This is a genomic window from Roseobacter sp. GAI101 (assembly GCF_000156335.1).
GTDB lineage: Bacteria > Pseudomonadota > Alphaproteobacteria > Rhodobacterales > Rhodobacteraceae > Sulfitobacter.
Genome location: NZ_DS999213.1, coordinates 2,972,528 through 2,989,655, shown reverse-complemented (window position 1 = coordinate 2,989,655; position 17,128 = coordinate 2,972,528). Strand labels below are relative to the sequence as shown.

Annotated in this window: 17 protein-coding genes; 13 read left to right on the top strand and 4 right to left on the bottom strand. The window is 61.6% G+C overall.

Features of this window, described 5'->3' with window-relative positions:
- Window positions 1-56: 56 nt before the first annotated feature.
- Window positions 57-1,226, bottom strand: a complete 1,170-nt coding sequence (pobA, locus tag RGAI101_RS13955; protein WP_037229615.1) for a 4-hydroxybenzoate 3-monooxygenase — start codon at window positions 1,224-1,226, stop codon at window positions 57-59.
- A 58-nt stretch (window positions 1,227-1,284) separates the two neighbouring features.
- Between pobA and RGAI101_RS13950 the strand changes: the two genes are divergently transcribed.
- From RGAI101_RS13950 to RGAI101_RS13890, 13 genes are all read left to right on the top strand, one after another.
- Complete coding sequence (locus tag RGAI101_RS13950) at window positions 1,285-2,169, top strand: helix-turn-helix domain-containing protein (RefSeq protein WP_008225189.1); 885 nt, start codon at window positions 1,285-1,287, stop codon at window positions 2,167-2,169.
- Window positions 2,170-2,368: 199 nt separating this feature from the next.
- Window positions 2,369-3,406, top strand: coding sequence for a TRAP transporter substrate-binding protein (locus RGAI101_RS13945; RefSeq protein ID WP_008228488.1), 1,038 nt, complete (start codon window positions 2,369-2,371; stop codon window positions 3,404-3,406).
- A 112-nt stretch (window positions 3,407-3,518) separates the two neighbouring features.
- Window positions 3,519-4,085 carry a TRAP transporter small permease subunit gene (locus tag RGAI101_RS13940; RefSeq protein WP_037229612.1) on the top strand — a complete coding sequence of 189 codons (567 nt, stop codon included), beginning with the start codon at window positions 3,519-3,521 and terminating at the stop codon, window positions 4,083-4,085.
- Entirely contained in the window at window positions 4,082-5,395 is a 1,314-nt protein-coding gene (locus RGAI101_RS13935; RefSeq protein ID WP_008226469.1) for a TRAP transporter large permease, read from the top strand. The genes RGAI101_RS13940 and RGAI101_RS13935 overlap by 4 nt, the downstream gene beginning before the upstream one ends.
- A 276-nt stretch (window positions 5,396-5,671) precedes the next feature.
- A complete protein-coding gene (locus tag RGAI101_RS13930; protein ID WP_008225864.1) occupies window positions 5,672-6,454 on the top strand; it encodes an urease accessory protein UreD in 783 nt (260 codons plus the stop codon).
- A 1-nt stretch (window position 6,455) separates the two neighbouring features.
- On the top strand, window positions 6,456-6,758 hold the full coding sequence (locus tag RGAI101_RS13925; RefSeq protein WP_008227618.1) for an urease subunit gamma: 303 nt from the start codon (window positions 6,456-6,458) through the stop codon (window positions 6,756-6,758).
- A gap of 12 nt (window positions 6,759-6,770) precedes the next feature.
- Window positions 6,771-6,956, top strand: coding sequence for a hypothetical protein (locus tag RGAI101_RS13920; RefSeq protein WP_008228388.1), 186 nt, complete (start codon window positions 6,771-6,773; stop codon window positions 6,954-6,956).
- Entirely contained in the window at window positions 6,953-7,258 is a 306-nt protein-coding gene (locus RGAI101_RS13915; protein WP_008225261.1) for an urease subunit beta, read from the top strand. The genes RGAI101_RS13920 and RGAI101_RS13915 overlap by 4 nt, the downstream gene beginning before the upstream one ends.
- Before the next feature lie 35 nt (window positions 7,259-7,293).
- Window positions 7,294-9,003, top strand: coding sequence for an urease subunit alpha (gene ureC, locus RGAI101_RS13910; protein WP_008227376.1), 1,710 nt, complete (start codon window positions 7,294-7,296; stop codon window positions 9,001-9,003).
- A gap of 8 nt (window positions 9,004-9,011) precedes the next feature.
- Window positions 9,012-9,464, top strand: coding sequence for an urease accessory protein UreE (locus tag RGAI101_RS13905; protein WP_008226961.1), 453 nt, complete (start codon window positions 9,012-9,014; stop codon window positions 9,462-9,464).
- Complete coding sequence (locus tag RGAI101_RS13900; RefSeq protein WP_008228743.1) at window positions 9,464-10,099, top strand: urease accessory protein UreF; 636 nt, start codon at window positions 9,464-9,466, stop codon at window positions 10,097-10,099. The genes RGAI101_RS13905 and RGAI101_RS13900 overlap by 1 nt, the downstream gene beginning before the upstream one ends.
- Window positions 10,096-10,725, top strand: a complete 630-nt coding sequence (gene ureG, locus RGAI101_RS13895; protein WP_008226932.1) for an urease accessory protein UreG — start codon at window positions 10,096-10,098, stop codon at window positions 10,723-10,725. The genes RGAI101_RS13900 and ureG overlap by 4 nt, the downstream gene beginning before the upstream one ends.
- Window positions 10,726-10,858: 133 nt before the next feature.
- Window positions 10,859-11,476, top strand: a complete 618-nt coding sequence (locus tag RGAI101_RS13890) for a CHAP domain-containing protein (RefSeq protein ID WP_008225400.1) — start codon at window positions 10,859-10,861, stop codon at window positions 11,474-11,476.
- Here the strand turns inward: RGAI101_RS13890 and RGAI101_RS13885 are convergent.
- Genes RGAI101_RS13885 through RGAI101_RS13875 form a run of 3 tightly spaced genes read right to left on the bottom strand, consistent with a single transcriptional unit; the run spans window position 11,473 to window position 17,014 of the window.
- Window positions 11,473-14,784, bottom strand: a complete 3,312-nt coding sequence (locus tag RGAI101_RS13885) for an error-prone DNA polymerase (protein WP_008227242.1) — start codon at window positions 14,782-14,784, stop codon at window positions 11,473-11,475. The genes RGAI101_RS13890 and RGAI101_RS13885 overlap by 4 nt on opposite strands.
- A gap of 60 nt (window positions 14,785-14,844) precedes the next feature.
- Entirely contained in the window at window positions 14,845-16,389 is a 1,545-nt protein-coding gene (locus tag RGAI101_RS13880) for a Y-family DNA polymerase (protein WP_037228325.1), read from the bottom strand.
- Entirely contained in the window at window positions 16,280-17,014 is a 735-nt protein-coding gene (locus RGAI101_RS13875) for an ImuA family protein (RefSeq protein WP_008227260.1), read from the bottom strand. Before RGAI101_RS13875 ends, RGAI101_RS13880 begins: the two co-directional genes overlap by 110 nt.
- Between the last annotated feature and the right edge of the window lie 114 nt (window positions 17,015-17,128).

Genomic DNA, 17,128 nt, shown 5'->3' with positions numbered 1-17,128 from the left:
CGGCCTTTGAAATCCTCAAAGGCCGGGGTTTTTACGTCAACGCTTCGGGCATCAACCTAGAACGGCAGGCCGATGTAATTCTCGGCCAAATCGCGCCGCGCTGTTTCGCTTTGCGACAGGTGGCTTAGGGTTGCCTTGCGCATTTGCGCGGCAAAGCTGTCTTCGCCATCAAACTGGTGCAGCATCGTCGTCATTTGCCAACTGAACCGCATGGCCTTCCAGATGCGGGCCAGCGCGCGGTCGGCATAGCTGTCTATGCCGGACGGATCCTTCTTTTTCAGCGCCGCAATCAGTGCGTCATGCAGATAGTACACATCCGACACCGCCAGGTTCAGCCCCTTGGCCCCCGTAGGCGGCACGATATGCGCGGAATCGCCGACCAGAAACAGGCTGCCCCAACGCAAGGGCTCGCTGACGAAAGACCGCAGCGGCGCGATGGATTTCTCGATCGCCGGGCCCGTCACCATGGCATCGGCCGTTTCCTGTGGCAGGCGCATTTTCAGGGCCTCCCAAAAGCGATCGTCGCTCCAGTCTTCGACCTTGTCGGTCAGAGGGACCTGCACATAGTACCGCGACAGCTTTTCATTGCGCATGGATGCCAGCGCAAAGCCGTGGCGCGAGTTGGCGTAGATCAGTTCGTGATTGGCGGGCGGTGTGCGCGACAGCACGCCCAGCCAGCCAAAGGGATAGACCCGCTCGAATTCAGTGCGCTTGTCGGCAGGGATCGTCTGGCGGCTGACCCCGTGAAAACCGTCGCAGCCCGCCACAAATTTGCAGTCGATGCGCTTGCGTTCACCTTCAAGCGTGTATTCAACATAAGGCGCGTCGGTTTTGACATCGTTGATCACCACATCTTCGACATTGTGGATGATGTTCGTGCCCATGGCGTCCTGCGCTGCGTATAGATCAGCCGTGACTTCGGTCTGGCCGTACACCATGACCTTCTTGGCCGTCAGCTCGTGGAAATTGATCCGCACCATCAGATCGTCATCTGTCAGATAACAGCCTTCGTGGGGAATCCCTTCGCGGTCCATCCGGTGGCCAACGCCGGCCTCGCGCAGCAATTGCACGGTGCCGTCTTCCAACACGCCCGCGCGGATCCGATCCAGCACGCGCGTGCGCGACGTCCGTTCAAGAATGACGGTATCGACACCTGCCCGGTTCAGCAGTTGCGACAACAGCAAGCCCGACGGCCCTCCCCCGATAATGACGACTTCGGCTTTCATGATCCACATCCCTTGAATGGTTGTCGTGACACGTTAAAGCCCGCGTGGCCGCGCGTGAATGGACCAACAGCGCAAAGACTGGTACTATTCGTGCATGACCAAACCCGCACATATCCCGGACTACTCCCTTTTTGGCGAAACCGACACCTTTCCCGATGTGGTACATTGCGAACATATCCGCGACCGCGCGCCCGATCATGGCTGGATCATCGCGCCCCACCGCCATGCGCAACTGGCACAGGTTTTCTTTATCGAAGCAGGCAGCGCCAAAGCGACGGCGGACGGGCAGTCCTTTGATCTGCGCGACGGAATGATGTTATTCGTGCCCGCGCAGGTCGTGCACAGCTTTGCCTTCGCGCCCCAGACCCAAGGCATCGTGCAATCTTTCCCGCTGTCCATCCTCACCAGCATTGGCCCGGTCAGTGGCGATATCGCCCGCGCCCTGTCCCGCCCCTTTGTCGGCAGGCCCGCGCAAGCGCTGATCGCCCAGATGGCGCTACTGGATGACGCCCTGGCGCAAAACGGTCCGTTTCGCGCACAAATCGCCGTCGGGCTGGCCCATGCGGTGTTGTCCATGACCGCAAGCCTGAATGACAGCCCAGCCGGGAACGGACCCGCACCGGACGGGCGCTTGGCTCGACTGGATCGCTTGATCGCGCAGCATCAGGGCCAAAACTGGACCGCACGGGATTACGCCGCTGAAATGACGCTGAGCACCGGACATCTGAGCCGTCTATGCCGCGCAGCCAAGGGGGTTTCCGCTTCTGCCTATATCGAGGCAACGACCGTGCAGGAAGCCTGCCGCCTGTTGGCGTTCACGCAGCTTTCGGTTGCCGAAATCGGCTACCGGCTGGGGTTCGGCGACCCGTCATATTTCTCGCGCAGGTTCAAATCCGTGCAGGGGCAAACCCCTTCCGTGTATCGCCAGAAGTTCACGAACTGACGGACCGGAGCGGCCCTAAATGGCCATCCGGACCGCTCTGCAAAACATCTTCGGAAATGCCCCTGACAATCGTCAGAAATTTGCAATGTTAGCGCCAACAGGCGTTTGACGAGGGGGGTTCTTTCAGGGATGGTGCCGAAAGCAATATGCATACTCATGTATCACGCCTGAAATTGAACGTCTCTGGGAGGAACTCGAAATGACAAAAGGTAACCTGAACCGTCGCACGCTTTTGCGCGGTGCCGCCGTTGGCATGCTTGCCACGCCTGCGTTGGTAGGCAAAGGGATCGCACAGGGTGCGGTAAACTGGCGCGTTCAAGCGCATTGGCCCAAAGCGTCCAGCTCCTTCACCGACAGCCTTGGCAAACTTGCGTCCGATCTGGAAGAGCGCACCGATGGGGCGTTCAAGATGGAGCTTCTGGGCGCCGGTGAATTCGCCAAAGGTCCCGACATCTACAACATCGTGCGCAAGGGCGTTGTGCCCATGGGCTCTATCAGCCCGTCCTATGTGCAGGATCAGGCGCAGGCCGCGGCATTCATGTTCGGCATCCCCGGCACCTTCCGTCAGGCTTGGGAAATGGAACACGCCGTCAAGAACCTTGGCCTTGAGGACCTGGTAAACGAAGACCTGAACGCCGAAGGCGTGATGATGATGGCCGACAAGGTTCTGCCAGTTGAAATCGTCGTATCCAAAAAGATCGAATCCGCCGATGATTTCCGCGGTCTGAAAATCCGGTCCTCCGGGACGATGTTGGACTATCTGCAATCTGCCGGTGCTGCACCACAGTACATCGCGGGTTCCGAGCTGTACCAATCGCTTAGCTCTGGCGTCGTGGATGGCGCGCATTGGGGTGCCGCAGTGGGCGCGAAATCCATGTCGCTTTGGGAGGTCTGCAAATACCACTACAAGCCGGGTCTGGGCCAAACGACCGATGCCTATATCGTCAACATGGAAGCGATGGAAAGCCTTGACGATGACATGCGCATCGCGCTGACCGACACGATGGAAAACCGTTTCTACCAACGCTCTGCCGAATACCAGCACGCCGAGGCGATTGCCCTGTCGTCCGGTATCGCGGAAAACGGCGTCGAAGTGATCCAACTGCCCGATGACGTGCTGGCGATCCTGGCAGAGGCATCTTCAAAGATCCTCGAAACCGAGGCCCAGAAGGGCGAGCGGGCGGCAAAGGCAGCGGACATCTACCGCACCCTGATGACCGATCTGGGCTACCTCTAAGAACAGCCCGCGCAGGTTCCGGCCTGCGCGTCGTTCGACAAACTTCATCGTGGCCGCCTTGTGTTTGCCGTTGCGCACCGGGCGGCCCCTTTTTGTCTATGGGGGTCCTGTTTTGCTTCAACTTGCACGTCTTATCACCCGAACAAACCGGTTCATCGGTTACTGGATCAGCTTTTGCGTGCTGATCATCTTTGCCTTGCTGCTGGCCGACGTGGTCATGCGCTATCTGATCGGCCAACCGGCGATCTGGACGGCCGAACTGGCAACGCTGATCTTTGGCGTCTATGCCATCCTGGGGGGCGGTTTCCTTTTGGCCGAGCGTGGCCATGTGAACGTCGATATCATCTACGGGCAGTTTTCGCCCAAGCGCAAAGCGCTGGTTGATATCGTGACCTGGCCGCTTTTCGCTGTCTTTGTCGGCGTCCTGCTATGGCAGGGCTATGACATCGCCTCCGAAGCGATTGCCGACCTCGAGCGGTCAAATTCTGTTTGGAAGGCCCCGCTGTGGCCAACGAAATCCCTTATCCCCGTCGCGGCGATCTTGCTGTTGCTGCAGGGCGTCGTGCGCCTTTGGGCGGATGTACGCACCTTGATGGGCCTGCCCAACGATCCCGATATCTTTGGTGTCCCCGCCAAGGATGAAAGCGAAGCCGACCAAGCCGCAGGAGGCAAATCATGAGCATCGAAATCCTGACCATGCTGTTTTTCGGGGCGCTGCTGCTGTTTGTCATGCTGGGCACACCGCTGGCCTTCGCCCTGGGTGGCATCTCGGTCATCTTCCTGTACGCCGAAATGGGCGAACTGGGCTTTTATCTGCTGGCCACCAAGATGTGGGAGACGATGCAATCGCCCACGCTGATGGCAATTCCGCTGTTCGTGTTCATGGCGATCCTGCTCGAGAAATCGGGGGTCGCGAATGACCTTTACGATATGATGCACCAGTGGTGGGGCGGCCTGCGCGGCGGTCTGGCCATCGGCACCGTGCTGATCTGCGTGATCTTTGCCGCGATGTCGGGCATCTCGGGCGCGGCCGTGGTGACGATGGGTACGATCGCGCTGCCCAAGATGCTGGAACGGGGGTACGACAAGAAACTTGCCCTCGGGGCCATCAATGCGGGGGGCGGATGGGGCATCCTTATTCCGCCGTCGATCCTGATGGTGCTTTATGCGCTGTTGACCGAAGTATCTGTCGGGCGTCTGTTTGCCGCCGGCATCGGGCCGGGTCTGCTGCTGTTCTTCCTTGTGTCGGTCTATATCGGCGGGCGCTGCTGGTTGCAGCCTGAACTGGGCCCGGCCCTGCCCGTTGATGAGCGGGCCAGCTGGGCGCAAAAGTTCCGGTCGCTCAAGGCCGTGATCCTGCCGATTATGATTGTGGTCATCGTGCTCGGGGCCATCTTTGGCGGCTTCGCCACCCCGACCGAAGCGGCCGCCATCGGCGTTTTCGGTGCCTTGTTCGCGACCGCCGTGAACCGGCAACTGTCCTGGCCCGTGATCCGTGACGCTTCGGTTTCCACGCTCAAGCTGACGGCGCTGATCATCTGGATCCTGTTCGCGGCCCACGCCTTCAGCACGGCCTACACCGCGCTTGGCGCGCAAAGCCTGATTCAGGAGTGGATGAACCTCGTGCCCGGCGGTCGCTGGGGGTCGTTGATCTTTATGCTGGCGGTTCTGTTCGTGCTTGGCATGGTGCTGGATCCCGTCGGCATCATGCTGATCACGTTGCCCGTGTTCCTGCCTGTGGTGCAAAGCTACGGCTTTGATCCGATCTGGTTCGGCATCCTGTTCATCATCATGATGGAGGTCGGCTATATGACACCGCCCTTCGGGTTCAACCTGTTCTACCTCAAGGGGGTCGCCCCGCCGGACGTCACCATGGGGGACATCTATGCCTCGGTGACGCCCTATGTGATCGTGACCTTGATCGGGGTATTGCTGATCATCCTGATCCCGGAAATCGCGACCTACCTGCCTAAGTACTTCTACGGCTAAGTACTTCTACGGCTAAGGCCATGCCAAACCTCTCTGATCCGCCCCTGACAGGCGGGTCGGAGACACCCCTGCCAATCGCCCGAAAACAGCCGCCTAAAATTTAGGCACCGCACGGCAGATAGCCTAAATTTTCCCCGCACCCGTCCCGTTTGCCATCGCAGTTTGATGGAAACGCGTTATCCATTAAAAACGGATTAACGACATTCGGCGGAGGGGCCCATTAACATCGCATCCCATATTGATCTGGCAGCACAGGCACCATTACAGCCCCGTGCCGTGGGTGCGTTGCGCATTGCCAGCAAGACCTATGGCACGGCGTCCGTCATCGGTGATCTGTACCAGTCCGGCTGCCTCAAGGCGCTGTTTCCGCGCGCCGCTACAGCAGAGCTGACAGGTGTTTTCCTCAACACTTCTGGCGGAATGACAGGCGGTGACCGCCTGACCATCGCGGCAGAGGCGGGTACCGATAGCCGCCTTACCCTGACATCCCAGGCAGCCGAACGGGTGTATCTCGCGCAACCCGGCCCCCCCGCACGGCTGACAACAACCCTGAACGTTGCCAAAGGTGCCCGGATCGACTGGCTGCCGCAGGAAACGATCCTGTTCAACGGCGCGGCGCTGCACCGGCGACTTGACGTTGAACTGGCCCCCGATGCGACATTCCTGGGCGTCGAACCGCTGGTCTTTGGCCGCGTCTCCATGGGCGAAACGCTAACCTCCGGCAGCTTTGCAGACAACATCACGATCCGCCGCGATGGCGTGCCGGTCTTTGCAGATGCCGTGCGCCTGTCTGGCGATATCGCGGCGCAGCTATCCGGCCCCGCCACCGCACGCGGCCAGTTTGCCATGGCCAGCGTGATCTATGCCGCCGCCGATGCCGACGCGTTGCTGAAACCACTGCGCGCATTGCTTCCAAAGACCGCAGGTGCCAGTCTGGTCCGGCCCGGCGTGCTTTATGCCCGCCTGCTTGCCCCCGACAGTTACATCCTGCGCCAGTCGTTGGTGCCCATCATTGCCCGCCTGCAGGGCGCGGCCCCACCCAAAACATGGATGCTTTGACATGCAGCTGACCCCCCGTGAAAAAGACAAACTGCTGATCGCCATGGCCGCCGAGGTTGCCCGCAAGCGCCTTGCCCGTGGCGTCAAGCTGAACCACCCCGAGGCGATTGCCCTGATCACCGACACGGTCGTCGAAGGCGCGCGTGATGGCCGCAGCGTGGCCGACATGATGCAGGCCGGCGCGCAGGTCATTACCCGCGACCAATGCATGGAAGGCATCCCCGAGATGATCCACGACGTGCAAGTCGAAGCCACATTTCCCGACGGTACCAAGCTGGTCACCGTCCACAACCCGATCCGCTAGAAAGGCCCCGATATGAAACACCTGATGATCCTGCCCGCGCTGCTTTTGGCCTCTCCTGCCCTTGCCCACCCCGGTCTGCACCTTGCACCCCACGGTGCCGAATGGATGCCGGTGTTCATGGGTCTGGCCGTGATCGGCACCGCCGCCGCCATCGCCCTGCGCGCCCGCGTCAAAGCCAAAGCGGCGGCCCGCAAATGATCCCCGGCGAAGTCTTTTGCGCCGACGGTGACATCACCCTGAACGCGGGCCGCGATGCGATCACGCTGATGGTCGCCAACACCGGCGACCGCCCCGTTCAAGTGGGTAGCCACTACCATTTCGCCGAAACGAACCCCGCTTTGGATTTCGACCGCGCCGCTGCGCATGGCTGCCGCCTGGACATCGCCGCAGGCACCGCCGTCCGCTTTGAGCCCGGCCAGCGCCGCGAGGTGCAACTGATTGCGCTTGGCGGCGACCGCAAGGTGTTTGGTTTCAACGGTGCCGTGATGGGCGCGCTTTAAGCGGCCCACGACGCCGCAGAAAAAAGAGATATGACATGACCACCAAACTCCCCCGCTCTGAATATGCCGCGATGTATGGGCCGACCACGGGCGACCGCCTGCGCCTTGCCGATACCGATCTGATCATCGAGGTCGAGCGCGACCTGACCACCTACGGCGAAGAGGTAAAATTCGGCGGGGGCAAGGTGATCCGCGACGGGATGGGGCAGTCTCAGGTGACGCGCGCGAATGGCGCGGTCGATACCGTGATCACCAACGCGCTGATCGTCGACCATTCCGGCATCTACAAGGCCGACGTCGCGCTGAAAGATGGCCGTATCGCGGGCATCGGCAAGGCGGGTAACCCCGATACGCAGCCCAACGTCGATATCATCATCGGGCCGGGAACCGAGATTATCGCCGGCGAGGGCCGCATCCTGACCACAGGCGGGTTTGACAGCCACATCCACTTTATCGCCCCCCAGCAGATGGAGGATTCGCTGCATTCCGGCGTGACCACCTGTTTCGGCGGCGGCACCGGCCCTGCTCATGGCACACTTGCCACCACCTGCACCCCCGGCCCGTGGCACATCGGGCGCATGTTGCAGGCCATGGACGGCGTCGTGATGAACATCGGCCTGTCCGGCAAGGGCAACGCCAGCCAGCCCGGTGCCTTGGTCGAAATGGTCAACGGCGGGGCCTGTTCGCTAAAACTGCACGAGGATTGGGGCACCACACCAGCTGCCATCGACTGCTGCCTGTCGGTAGCCGATGACATGGATGTGCAGGTGATGATCCACACCGATACGTTGAACGAATCCGGTTTTGTCGAACATACGCTCGCCGCCATGAAAGGCCGCACGATCCACGCCTTCCACACCGAAGGTGCGGGTGGCGGCCACGCACCTGACATCATCAAGATTTGCGGCGAAGAACACGTCTTGCCCTCGTCCACCAACCCGACACGCCCCTTCACGGTGAACACTTTGGAAGAGCATCTGGACATGCTCATGGTCTGTCACCACCTTGATAAATCCATCCCCGAAGACGTTGCCTTTGCCGAAAGCCGGATCAGGCGCGAAACGATTGCCGCCGAAGATATCCTGCATGACATCGGCGCGTTTTCGATCATCGCCAGCGACAGTCAGGCCATGGGGCGCGTGGGAGAGGTTTTGATCCGCACATGGCAAACCGCCGACAAGATGCGCAAACAGCGCGGACGTCTGCCCGAAGAAACCGGCGATAACGACAACTTCCGCGTCAAACGCTACATCGCGAAATACACCATCAACCCCGCAATTGCCCACGGGGTCAGCCGCGAAATCGGGTCCGTCGAGGTCGGTAAAAAGGCCGATCTGGTGCTGTGGAACCCCGCCTTCTTTGGCGTAAAACCCGAGATGGTACTGATGTCGGGCATGATCGTCGTAGCGCAGATGGGCGATCCGAATGCGTCGATCCCCACGCCGCAGCCCGTCTACACCCGCCCCATGTTCGGGGCCTATGGCAGCGCACTTCAACATTGCGCCGTGACGTTCATCTCTGAGGCCGCGCAATCAAACGGCTTGCGCGATCAACTCGGCCTGTCCAAGCAGACCATCGCGGTCAAGAACACCCGCAATATCGGAAAATCGGATCTTATCCACAACTCGGCCACCCCCAAGGTCGAGGTGAACCCCGAGACCTACGAGGTGCGCGCGGACGGCGAATTGCTGACCTGCGAACCCGCCGAAACCCTGCCCATGGCGCAACGCTACTTTATGTTCTGAGGCCCGATATGACCGACCTTACCCCCGCCCACACAATCAAACGCAGCGGCCACTGGGACAATGCCCATGACTGCTGTGTGCTGACCTATGACGAACGGTTCCTGCGCCGCAAACGCCTGCTAACCGCCCATAACGAAGGCTTCCTTGTCGATCTGCCGCATACGGAATCCCTCAACCACGGGGATGCTTTCCAACTGCAAGACGGCAAACTGATCGAGGTCATCGCGGCCGAGGAAGCCTTGCTTGAGATCACCGGCGACGATCTGGGGCGGCTGGCATGGCATATCGGGAACAGGCATTGCCCCTGTCAGGTCGAACCGACACGTCTTCTGATCCAGAACGACCACGTGATCCGCGACATGTTAGGCAAGCTGGGCGCGACCCTGCGCGATGTGTCCGAACCCTTTATTCCCGAAGGCGGGGCCTATGGCCACGGGCGCACCCACAGCCACGCGCATTGATGCAGACACAGGCGCTGATAACGCTGGCACAATGGCTGTCGCCCAGTTTTCCCATTGGCGCGTTCAGCTATAGCCACGGGCTGGAAATGGCCGTGCATGATGGCACGGTCCATGATGCCACATCCCTGCAAGCGTGGCTTGCCGACATTATCACTCGTGGTGCTGGCCGGACCGATGCGATCCTGCTTGGCGCTGGCTATCACGGCGAGGGGGTGGCAGATGTTGATGCGCTGGCGCGTGCCTTGGCCCCCTCCTCGGAACGGTTGACTGAAACCGCACAACAGGGCGCTGCCTTTGTGCGGGTGGTCAATGACGTCTGGGGGCATGATCTGCCTGACCTGACATTGCCCGTGGCCTTCGGTGCGGCCTGTGCCGCGCAAGGATTGCCCCTGAAAGATGCCGCCCAGATGTTCCTGCATGCTTTCGTAAGCGCGCTTGTCTCTGCCGCGATCCGGGCTGTTCCTTTGGGTCAAACCGATGGGCAGCGGGTGATCACCGCCCTGGCCCCCCTGTGCCGGCAGACCGTGGAAATCGCGCTGACCCAGACCATTGACGATATCGGCAGCGCCTGCTTTCTGGCCGACATTGCTTCGATGCAACACGAAACGCTTTACTCAAGGATGTTCCAGACATGACCTCACCCCATGGCCCTTTGCGGATCGGAATCGGTGGCCCCGTGGGCGCGGGCAAGACCACGCTGACGGCCGCCCTGTGCCGGGCCATGCGCGACCGCTGGTCCATCGCCGTGATCACCAACGACATCTACACCCAGGAAGACGCCGAAGCCCTGATGCGCATGCAGGTGCTGCCCCAGGACAGAATCATCGGAGTCGAAACCGGCGGCTGCCCGCACACCGCGATTCGCGAGGATGCGTCGATCAATCTGGCCGCTGTCGCACGGATGCAGGAACGCCATGCCGATCTGGACTGCATTCTGATCGAATCGGGCGGAGATAACCTTTCTGCAACCTTCAGCCCCGAACTTGCCGACATCACGCTCTATGTGATCGACGTCGCCGCGGGCGAAGAAATCCCCCGCAAGGGCGGCCCAGCGATCACCAAGTCGGACATCCTTATCATCAATAAAACAGACCTCGCACCTTATGTCGGGGCTTCTCTTGATGTAATGGACAGGGATGCCAAGCGGATGCGCGGCGACCGCCCGTTCGTCTTTGCCGCCATGAAATCGGACAAGGGCGTGGCCGACGTGCTGGACCTGATTGTCCAAATTGGCGGGTTGCAAAAAGTTCCCGCCGATTAACAATTTGTAACGAAAGTGGCGGATTTTTGCCGCTGGTTAACCGATTGCTTTGATTGTTTCTCAAAATCGTCAAAGGTCTGTCCAACTTTACAGGGACCGTAAAGTACGGGCAAACAACTATCGGGGACAGATAATGAGCGTGAAAAACGCCTTGGCGGCAAAACTCGGCATTCCATTTCTATGTTTAGGGCTGCTTTTCGCTGCCGGTTGCGCACGCGCACCGGCAGAACTTCAGACAATTTCGTCAGCGGGCATTAACCCTGACCTGCACGCAATGGCGATTCAGGAAGTGCGGGTTCTGCAATCCAAGGGCCAGCGCGTCTGGTGCGTGCCGTTTGCGCGCAACGCCAGTGGCGTGAACATCCGTGGCAACGCAAACACGTGGTGGGGTAAGGCCAAGGGGCAGTATTCACGCGGGACGGACCCCAAGGTGGGTGCCGTCATGGCGTTCAAGGCAACACGCCGCAATCCGATGGGTCATGTCGCCGTGGTCTCGCAAGTGGTGTCACCACGCGAAGTGCTGGTCGACCACGCCAACTGGAAGCGCAACAAGATTTCCCTCCGGATGAGCGTCATTGACGTGTCCAAGGCGAATGATTGGTCCGATGTCCGTCTGGAAAGCCAGGCAGACACATACGGCAGCGTCTATCCGGTTAACGGGTTCATCTACCCCGACAACACGCTTCACCCCAAAGCGCCTTACGGTACCGCCCCTGTGTTCGCATTCATGAGCACGCCAGCCAAATCCTAATGAAAATCACGTGATTTCGGGATCACCCGCACATCGCGCGGGTGTTGCCGGGGGGCGACCTGTCCGGGGATCGGATGGGTCGGATGATCGCCCCGCACCGTCGTCTGCGGCACCCGTTCCGTGCTTAGCCGGTCCAGCCGGTCGGTCCGGTTCTCAAGCCGGTCGGCAACCACGTGGATCACCCGCCCGTCCGTCTGCATCCGGCCATGCACCACCAGCAACCGCGCCGACATGATGACGGGACGGTAATGTTCAAACAGCTTGGGCCAGATCACCAGATTGGCCACGCCGGTTTCATCCTCCAAAGTGATAAAGCACACGCCCTTGGCGCTCCCCGGTTTTTGCCGCACCAGCACCAACCCGGCGAGCGACACCTTGCGCCCGTGGTTCAGGCCCGGCAAATCCCCCGCAGCAATGAACCCCTGCTTGCGCAGACTGCTGCGGAAAAAACTGATCGGATGCGCCTTGAGCGACAGGCGCAGCGTCTGGTAGTCGGCCACCACCTGTTCGGCTTGCGGCATCGCGGGCAGCAGCACCGGCGGTTCCGCCCCCTCATCCACCGCGTCGGCATAGGTGAAAATCGGCAGATCGGGCGCATCCTTCAGCGCCTGCGCCTGCCATAGTGCCTGACGCCGGTCGATGCCCATGGTGCGCATCGCGTCAGCCTCGGCCAGTTTGCGGATCTGTCCACGATCCAACCGCGCGCGGGTTTTCAAGTCGGCCACATCGACATAGGGCCGGTCGCGGGCATCCATGATCCGTGCCGCCGCGTCTTCGCGCATGCCATCAACCTGCCGCATCCCCAACCGCAGGGCAAAGCCATCGGACGACGGTTCCAGCGTGCAGTTCCAATCCGAGAAATCCACATCGACGCCGCGCACCTCGACCCCGTGTTCACGGGCGTCGCGCACGATCTGCGCGGGCGCATAAAACCCCATCGGCTGGCTGTTCAGCAGCGCACAGGCAAAGGCCGCAGGATAATGGCATTTCATCCAGCTCGAGACATAGACCAGCTTGGCAAAGCTCGCCGCGTGGCTTTCGGGGAAACCATATTCACCGAATCCCTTGATCTGGTCAAAACAGCGCTGCGCGAATTCCGGGTCGTAGCCGCGTTTGGTCATGCGCCCCACCATTTTGGTTTGCAGCGTTTCAATCGTGCCACGCGACCGGAACGTCGCCATCGCCTTGCGCAATTCATTCGCTTCCGTGGGCGTGAATTGCGCCGCATCAATCGCGATCTTCATCGCCTGTTCCTGAAAGATCGGCACACCCAAGGTCCGGCCCAGAATTTTCAGCAACTCGTCCTGCGGATGCTCCGGCCCCGGTGCAGGATAGCTGACACCTTCCTGCCGTTGGCGACGGCGCAGGAACGGATGCACCATGTCGCCCTGAATGGGGCCGGGGCGCACGATGGCCACCTCGATCACCAGATCATAGAACACACGCGGCCGCAGCTTTGGCAGCATCGCCATCTGCGCGCGACTTTCCACCTGAAACACCCCCAGACTGTCGCCGGCGCACAGCATGTCGTAGGTCGCATCATCATCCGGCGGGACCGTCGCCAGTTCCTTGTCATCGTTGTAATGCGCGCGCATCAGGTCAAAGCATTTGGCGATGCAGGTCAGCATCCCAAGCGCGAGGATATCGACCTTGAAAATCCCAAGCGCGTCGATGTCATCCTTGTCCCATTCGATGAAACTGCGGTCGGGCATGGCCCCGTTGCCAATTGGCACCATCTCGGTCAGGGGGCGTTCGGTCAGGATGAACCCACCCACATGCTGGCTCAGGTGGCGCGGCATGCCGGTCATCTCCCGCGCCAACATCAATACGCGGCGCAGGTACGGGTCCGACAGGTCCATCCCCGCCTCTTTGACGCGGTCATCGCCCACCGATGCCTCGAAACTGCCCCAGACAGTGCTGGCCAGCTTGCTGGTCACATCCTCGGACAGCCCCATCGCCTTACCCACCTCGCGGATGGCGGAACGGGGGCGGTAGTGGATCACGGTGGCGCACAGGCCCGCGCGGTGGCGACCGTATTTGGCATACATGTACTGGATCACCTCCTCGCGCCGCTCATGTTCGAAATCGACGTCGATATCAGGGGGTTCATCACGCTCCTCGCTCAGAAAGCGTTCAAACAGCACATCATGCTCGGCAGGGTCCACGGCAGTGATCCCAAGGCAGAAACAAACGGTGGAATTCGCGGCAGACCCCCGCCCCTGACACAGGATCGGCGGCTGCGCATCCTGGCGGGCAAAGCGCACGATATCGTTGATGGTCAGGAAATACCGCGCGATCTTCTTGGACCGGATCAGGGCAAATTCCTTTTCGATGACCGCCTCGATCCGGTCGGGGACACCCTGCGGATAGCGTTCTGCAGCCCCTTTCCACGTCAGGCGCTCCAATTCCTCTTGGGCGGTGCGCCCTTCCGGCACGATCTCGTGCGGGTATTCATATTTCAGATCACCCAAGCTGAAGGTGCAGGCATCCGCCAGCTTGCGCGTCGCCGCAATCGCATGGGGCCAGGCGGCGAAAAGGCGACACATCTCGGACGGCGGTTTCAGATAGCGTTCGGCATTCGCCTCAAGCAGAAACCCCGCCGTTTCGATCGTGCGCCCCTCGCGGATACAGGTCATCACATCCTGCAAGGGGCGGCGGCTGGGGCCGTGATACAGCACGTCATTGGTTGCCAGTATCCCCAGCCCGTGCGCCTTTGCGAGGCGGTCAAGCTGGTTGATCCGCGCCACGTCATCGCCACGGTACAGATACGCGGCCCCCATGTGGCGCAAACCGGGCAAGGCCCTCAGAAGGCGCGGCAATCCGGCTTCGAACACCTGCAACTCCTCGGGCGGCATCACGATCAGTTCAAGGTCCTCGGCGTGATCCGCCACCATCTCAAGCGTCAGATGGGTGGTGCCCTTTTCCTGCCAGCCGCCATCGACATCGGCCATCTTGCCCTTTGACAGCAACGTAGACAGCCGCGCATAGGCGTCGCGGTCGCGGGGATAAGCCAGCAGATCGGTGCCACACATCAGCACCAACCGCGCGCCAACGATGGGCCGTATCTTGGCCTTCGACGCTTCGGAATACACCCGTACCACACCGGCCAGAGTGTTGCGGTCCGCAATCCCCATTGCGTCATAGCCCAGCAGATTGGCAGTCGCCGTCAGATCGACCGCATCAGATGCTGCACGCAGGAACGAGAAACAACTGGCCACCCCCAGTTCCACATAGGGGCTGGGGGGATGCCAGTGAAACGGGTCCTCCGTCTCGATCGTGCGGCGCGGCAGGGCGTCATTCTGCGGCATCGCCTTGTCCTCTGACGAGAGGGCGGGAGGGGTGTCGCCGCAGGCGCACGTCTGCCGTCCTCATGCGAAGACCCCATGCAGAAACCACAGCGGGTCCCCCCCGCGCCTGTCGCCCAAAACGCCTTGCCGATAGATCCAGAACCGCCGCCCGTCCTGCACCTCGACCTTGTAATAATCGCGCAGCCGCGTACCGGGCTTGTCGCGCCACCATTCCGGCGCGATCCTTTCCGGCCCCTCGAACCGCGCCATGTGATAGGCCACGCGCCGCCACTGAAACCGCGCGGGCGGGCCTTCGGGTACGGCATACAGAACCGTCACCTCCTCGGCCGGGTCCAGCAGGCGCAAGGGGCGCTCGTGGGTCATCACCGGGGCCGCCGCAGCCCTATGGGAAATCGCGGGCACGCGGCTTTCGACCCGTTCGGGCAGATGGCTTTGCACCCACGCGGACCATGTGATTTTCTCCGGCCCCAGCCGCGCCGTCAGGCGATCCAGTAAAGCCGCCACATCGCGCCCCGCATCGCGGCTGCCGTCCAGGTGATCCTGATGCAGCGACAACGGCTCAATCCTCAGCGCCTCAAGCGTCAGCAGGTCGAAACCGAAACCGGGGTCAATCCCGTCCAGCTTGCCGGTCAGCAGCCGCAGCAGATGCGCCGGATCGCGGGTGGCACTGGCAGTCCTTACATCGCGGCTGCGCCATTCGCCGTCGACGCGGTAGATCGTCAGCCGCAACACCCGCGCACCCTGCTCTGCCCTGGCCAGGTCGGCGCATAATGCTTCGGCCAGCGCTGGCAGTTGCGGCACCGGATCAATCACCGGTTCGGCCAGGCGCACGCGGGCCAGCCACACCTGCGCATCCGGCGGCGCGTTCAGCGGATCGGCGGCGCGGCCCGTGACACGGTCCAGCAGCACCAGCGGATTGCGATCCTCTGCCAGCCCCGAAAACCGCCGCATCAGCGCCACGCGCGGCACATCCGCCAGCGCGCCGACGGTCTTGAGCCCCAGCCGCGTCAGCAGCCGCAGCATATCGTCGCTTAACCGCAACGCCGCCACGGGCAGCGGGGCAAGCTGCGCCATCATCGTATCCCTGTCACACACCACAGACGCAGGCCCATGGCGCGCCAGCATTTGCGCGGCACCGCGCGTGGGGGCCATGGCCAGCCGCACGCTAAGCCCCTGCATCTTGAACCGTGTCGCCATGTCACGCAGCATCGCAGCTTCGCCGCCGAACAGATGCGCCGCCCCTGTCACATCCATCACGATGCCATCCTGCCCGTCGCGCACCGTCCACGGGCACCAGCGTCGCGCCCAATGGGCCAGCCGTTCCAACAGCTTGTAATCCCCCGCAGGATCGGCGCGTTCCACATGCAGGTCGGGAAAGATCGCCTGCACGTCGACCACCCGCGCACCGACATCAATCCCGCACGCGCGCGCCGCTGCATTCATCGCGTGGATGACCGGGCCATGCGTCCCGTCGCGTGTCAGCACCACTGCCACGTCATCCGCCGGGGGCGTGCGATGCCGGACGGTGATCCGCCGCCAGCGCTCCATCGCCAGATCGGGGAAGTAGACTGAGACGATCCGTGCTGCGCCCTGCTGCCCCGTCATAGCTTGCCGTCCAGACACCGGGGGCAAGGCCACGGGCGCGGAACAAATCCGCCTCCCACATCGGTGTGCCGGGGGCTTGGGCGTTGTACCGGTTGGGGCCGGACGGAACCGACCGCAGCCGCCAGCGTTCGCGCGCCGCACTGAGCGCGCCATGATCGCCGGACCGGATCAGCCACAAAGGGACCCCCGAACTTTCGGCCCGCAGCGCCAGCCGTTTTGTGGCGGTGAAGCTCAGCACCTCGGGCGCACCGTGAATTTCGCCCACCACGGCAGACAGGCCTGCGCAACTCGCCCCTTCCTCCATCGCCCAAAGCACATCGCGGGGATGGCTGACCTCGACCCGCAGGATGTGGCCGTTGAAGCCAAAGCGCCGCAACGCCGGCCCATATAACCGTCCGTTCTCGCGCCGCGACATACGATCCTGAATCCACAGCACGGGGTCCTTGCTGTCGGGCAGGCACGCCAGCACAAACCCCGTCGCCGCCGCATCGAAGGGTGCGTCCGGCAGCGCATCGCGCAAAATCGCAGACCCCATATGCGGGGCCATATGCAGGTTGGGCACATCCTTGACCAGACGCTTGTCGGACAGGGAAATCACTTGGGCAAGTTGGGAATCGGGTGTCATGCATGCCTCCATATGTTCACTTTTTGTTCTACATGAAAAGGCCACGTTTGACGAGGCTGATTTCAAGCCGACCGCCCAATATCAGCTAAGCCCAAGCAATGATTTGCAAATTGG

What these genes read in the sequence shown, in the direction of transcription:
- RGAI101_RS13900 (WP_008228743.1), top strand. Translation starts at nt 9,464, where the DNA reads ATGCAGACACAGGCGCTGATAACGCTGGCACAATGGCTGTCGCCCAGT.
- RGAI101_RS13905 (WP_008226961.1), top strand. Translation starts at nt 9,012, where the DNA reads ATGACCGACCTTACCCCCGCCCACACAATCAAACGCAGCGGCCACTGG.
- ureC (WP_008227376.1), top strand. Translation starts at nt 7,294, where the DNA reads ATGACCACCAAACTCCCCCGCTCTGAATATGCCGCGATGTATGGGCCG.
- RGAI101_RS13950 (WP_008225189.1), top strand. Translation starts at nt 1,285, where the DNA reads ATGGACCAACAGCGCAAAGACTGGTACTATTCGTGCATGACCAAACCC.
- RGAI101_RS13880 (WP_037228325.1), bottom strand. Translation starts at nt 16,389, where the DNA reads ATGACGGGGCAGCAGGGCGCAGCACGGATCGTCTCAGTCTACTTCCCC.
- RGAI101_RS13885 (WP_008227242.1), bottom strand. Translation starts at nt 14,784, where the DNA reads ATGCCGCAGAATGACGCCCTGCCGCGCCGCACGATCGAGACGGAGGAC.
- RGAI101_RS13890 (WP_008225400.1), top strand. Translation starts at nt 10,859, where the DNA reads ATGAGCGTGAAAAACGCCTTGGCGGCAAAACTCGGCATTCCATTTCTA.
- RGAI101_RS13945 (WP_008228488.1), top strand. Translation starts at nt 2,369, where the DNA reads ATGACAAAAGGTAACCTGAACCGTCGCACGCTTTTGCGCGGTGCCGCC.
- RGAI101_RS13915 (WP_008225261.1), top strand. Translation starts at nt 6,953, where the DNA reads ATGATCCCCGGCGAAGTCTTTTGCGCCGACGGTGACATCACCCTGAAC.
- RGAI101_RS13875 (WP_008227260.1), bottom strand. Translation starts at nt 17,014, where the DNA reads ATGACACCCGATTCCCAACTTGCCCAAGTGATTTCCCTGTCCGACAAG.
- RGAI101_RS13920 (WP_008228388.1), top strand. Translation starts at nt 6,771, where the DNA reads ATGAAACACCTGATGATCCTGCCCGCGCTGCTTTTGGCCTCTCCTGCC.
- RGAI101_RS13935 (WP_008226469.1), top strand. Translation starts at nt 4,082, where the DNA reads ATGAGCATCGAAATCCTGACCATGCTGTTTTTCGGGGCGCTGCTGCTG.
- RGAI101_RS13925 (WP_008227618.1), top strand. Translation starts at nt 6,456, where the DNA reads ATGCAGCTGACCCCCCGTGAAAAAGACAAACTGCTGATCGCCATGGCC.
- pobA (WP_037229615.1), bottom strand. Translation starts at nt 1,226, where the DNA reads ATGAAAGCCGAAGTCGTCATTATCGGGGGAGGGCCGTCGGGCTTGCTG.
- ureG (WP_008226932.1), top strand. Translation starts at nt 10,096, where the DNA reads ATGACCTCACCCCATGGCCCTTTGCGGATCGGAATCGGTGGCCCCGTG.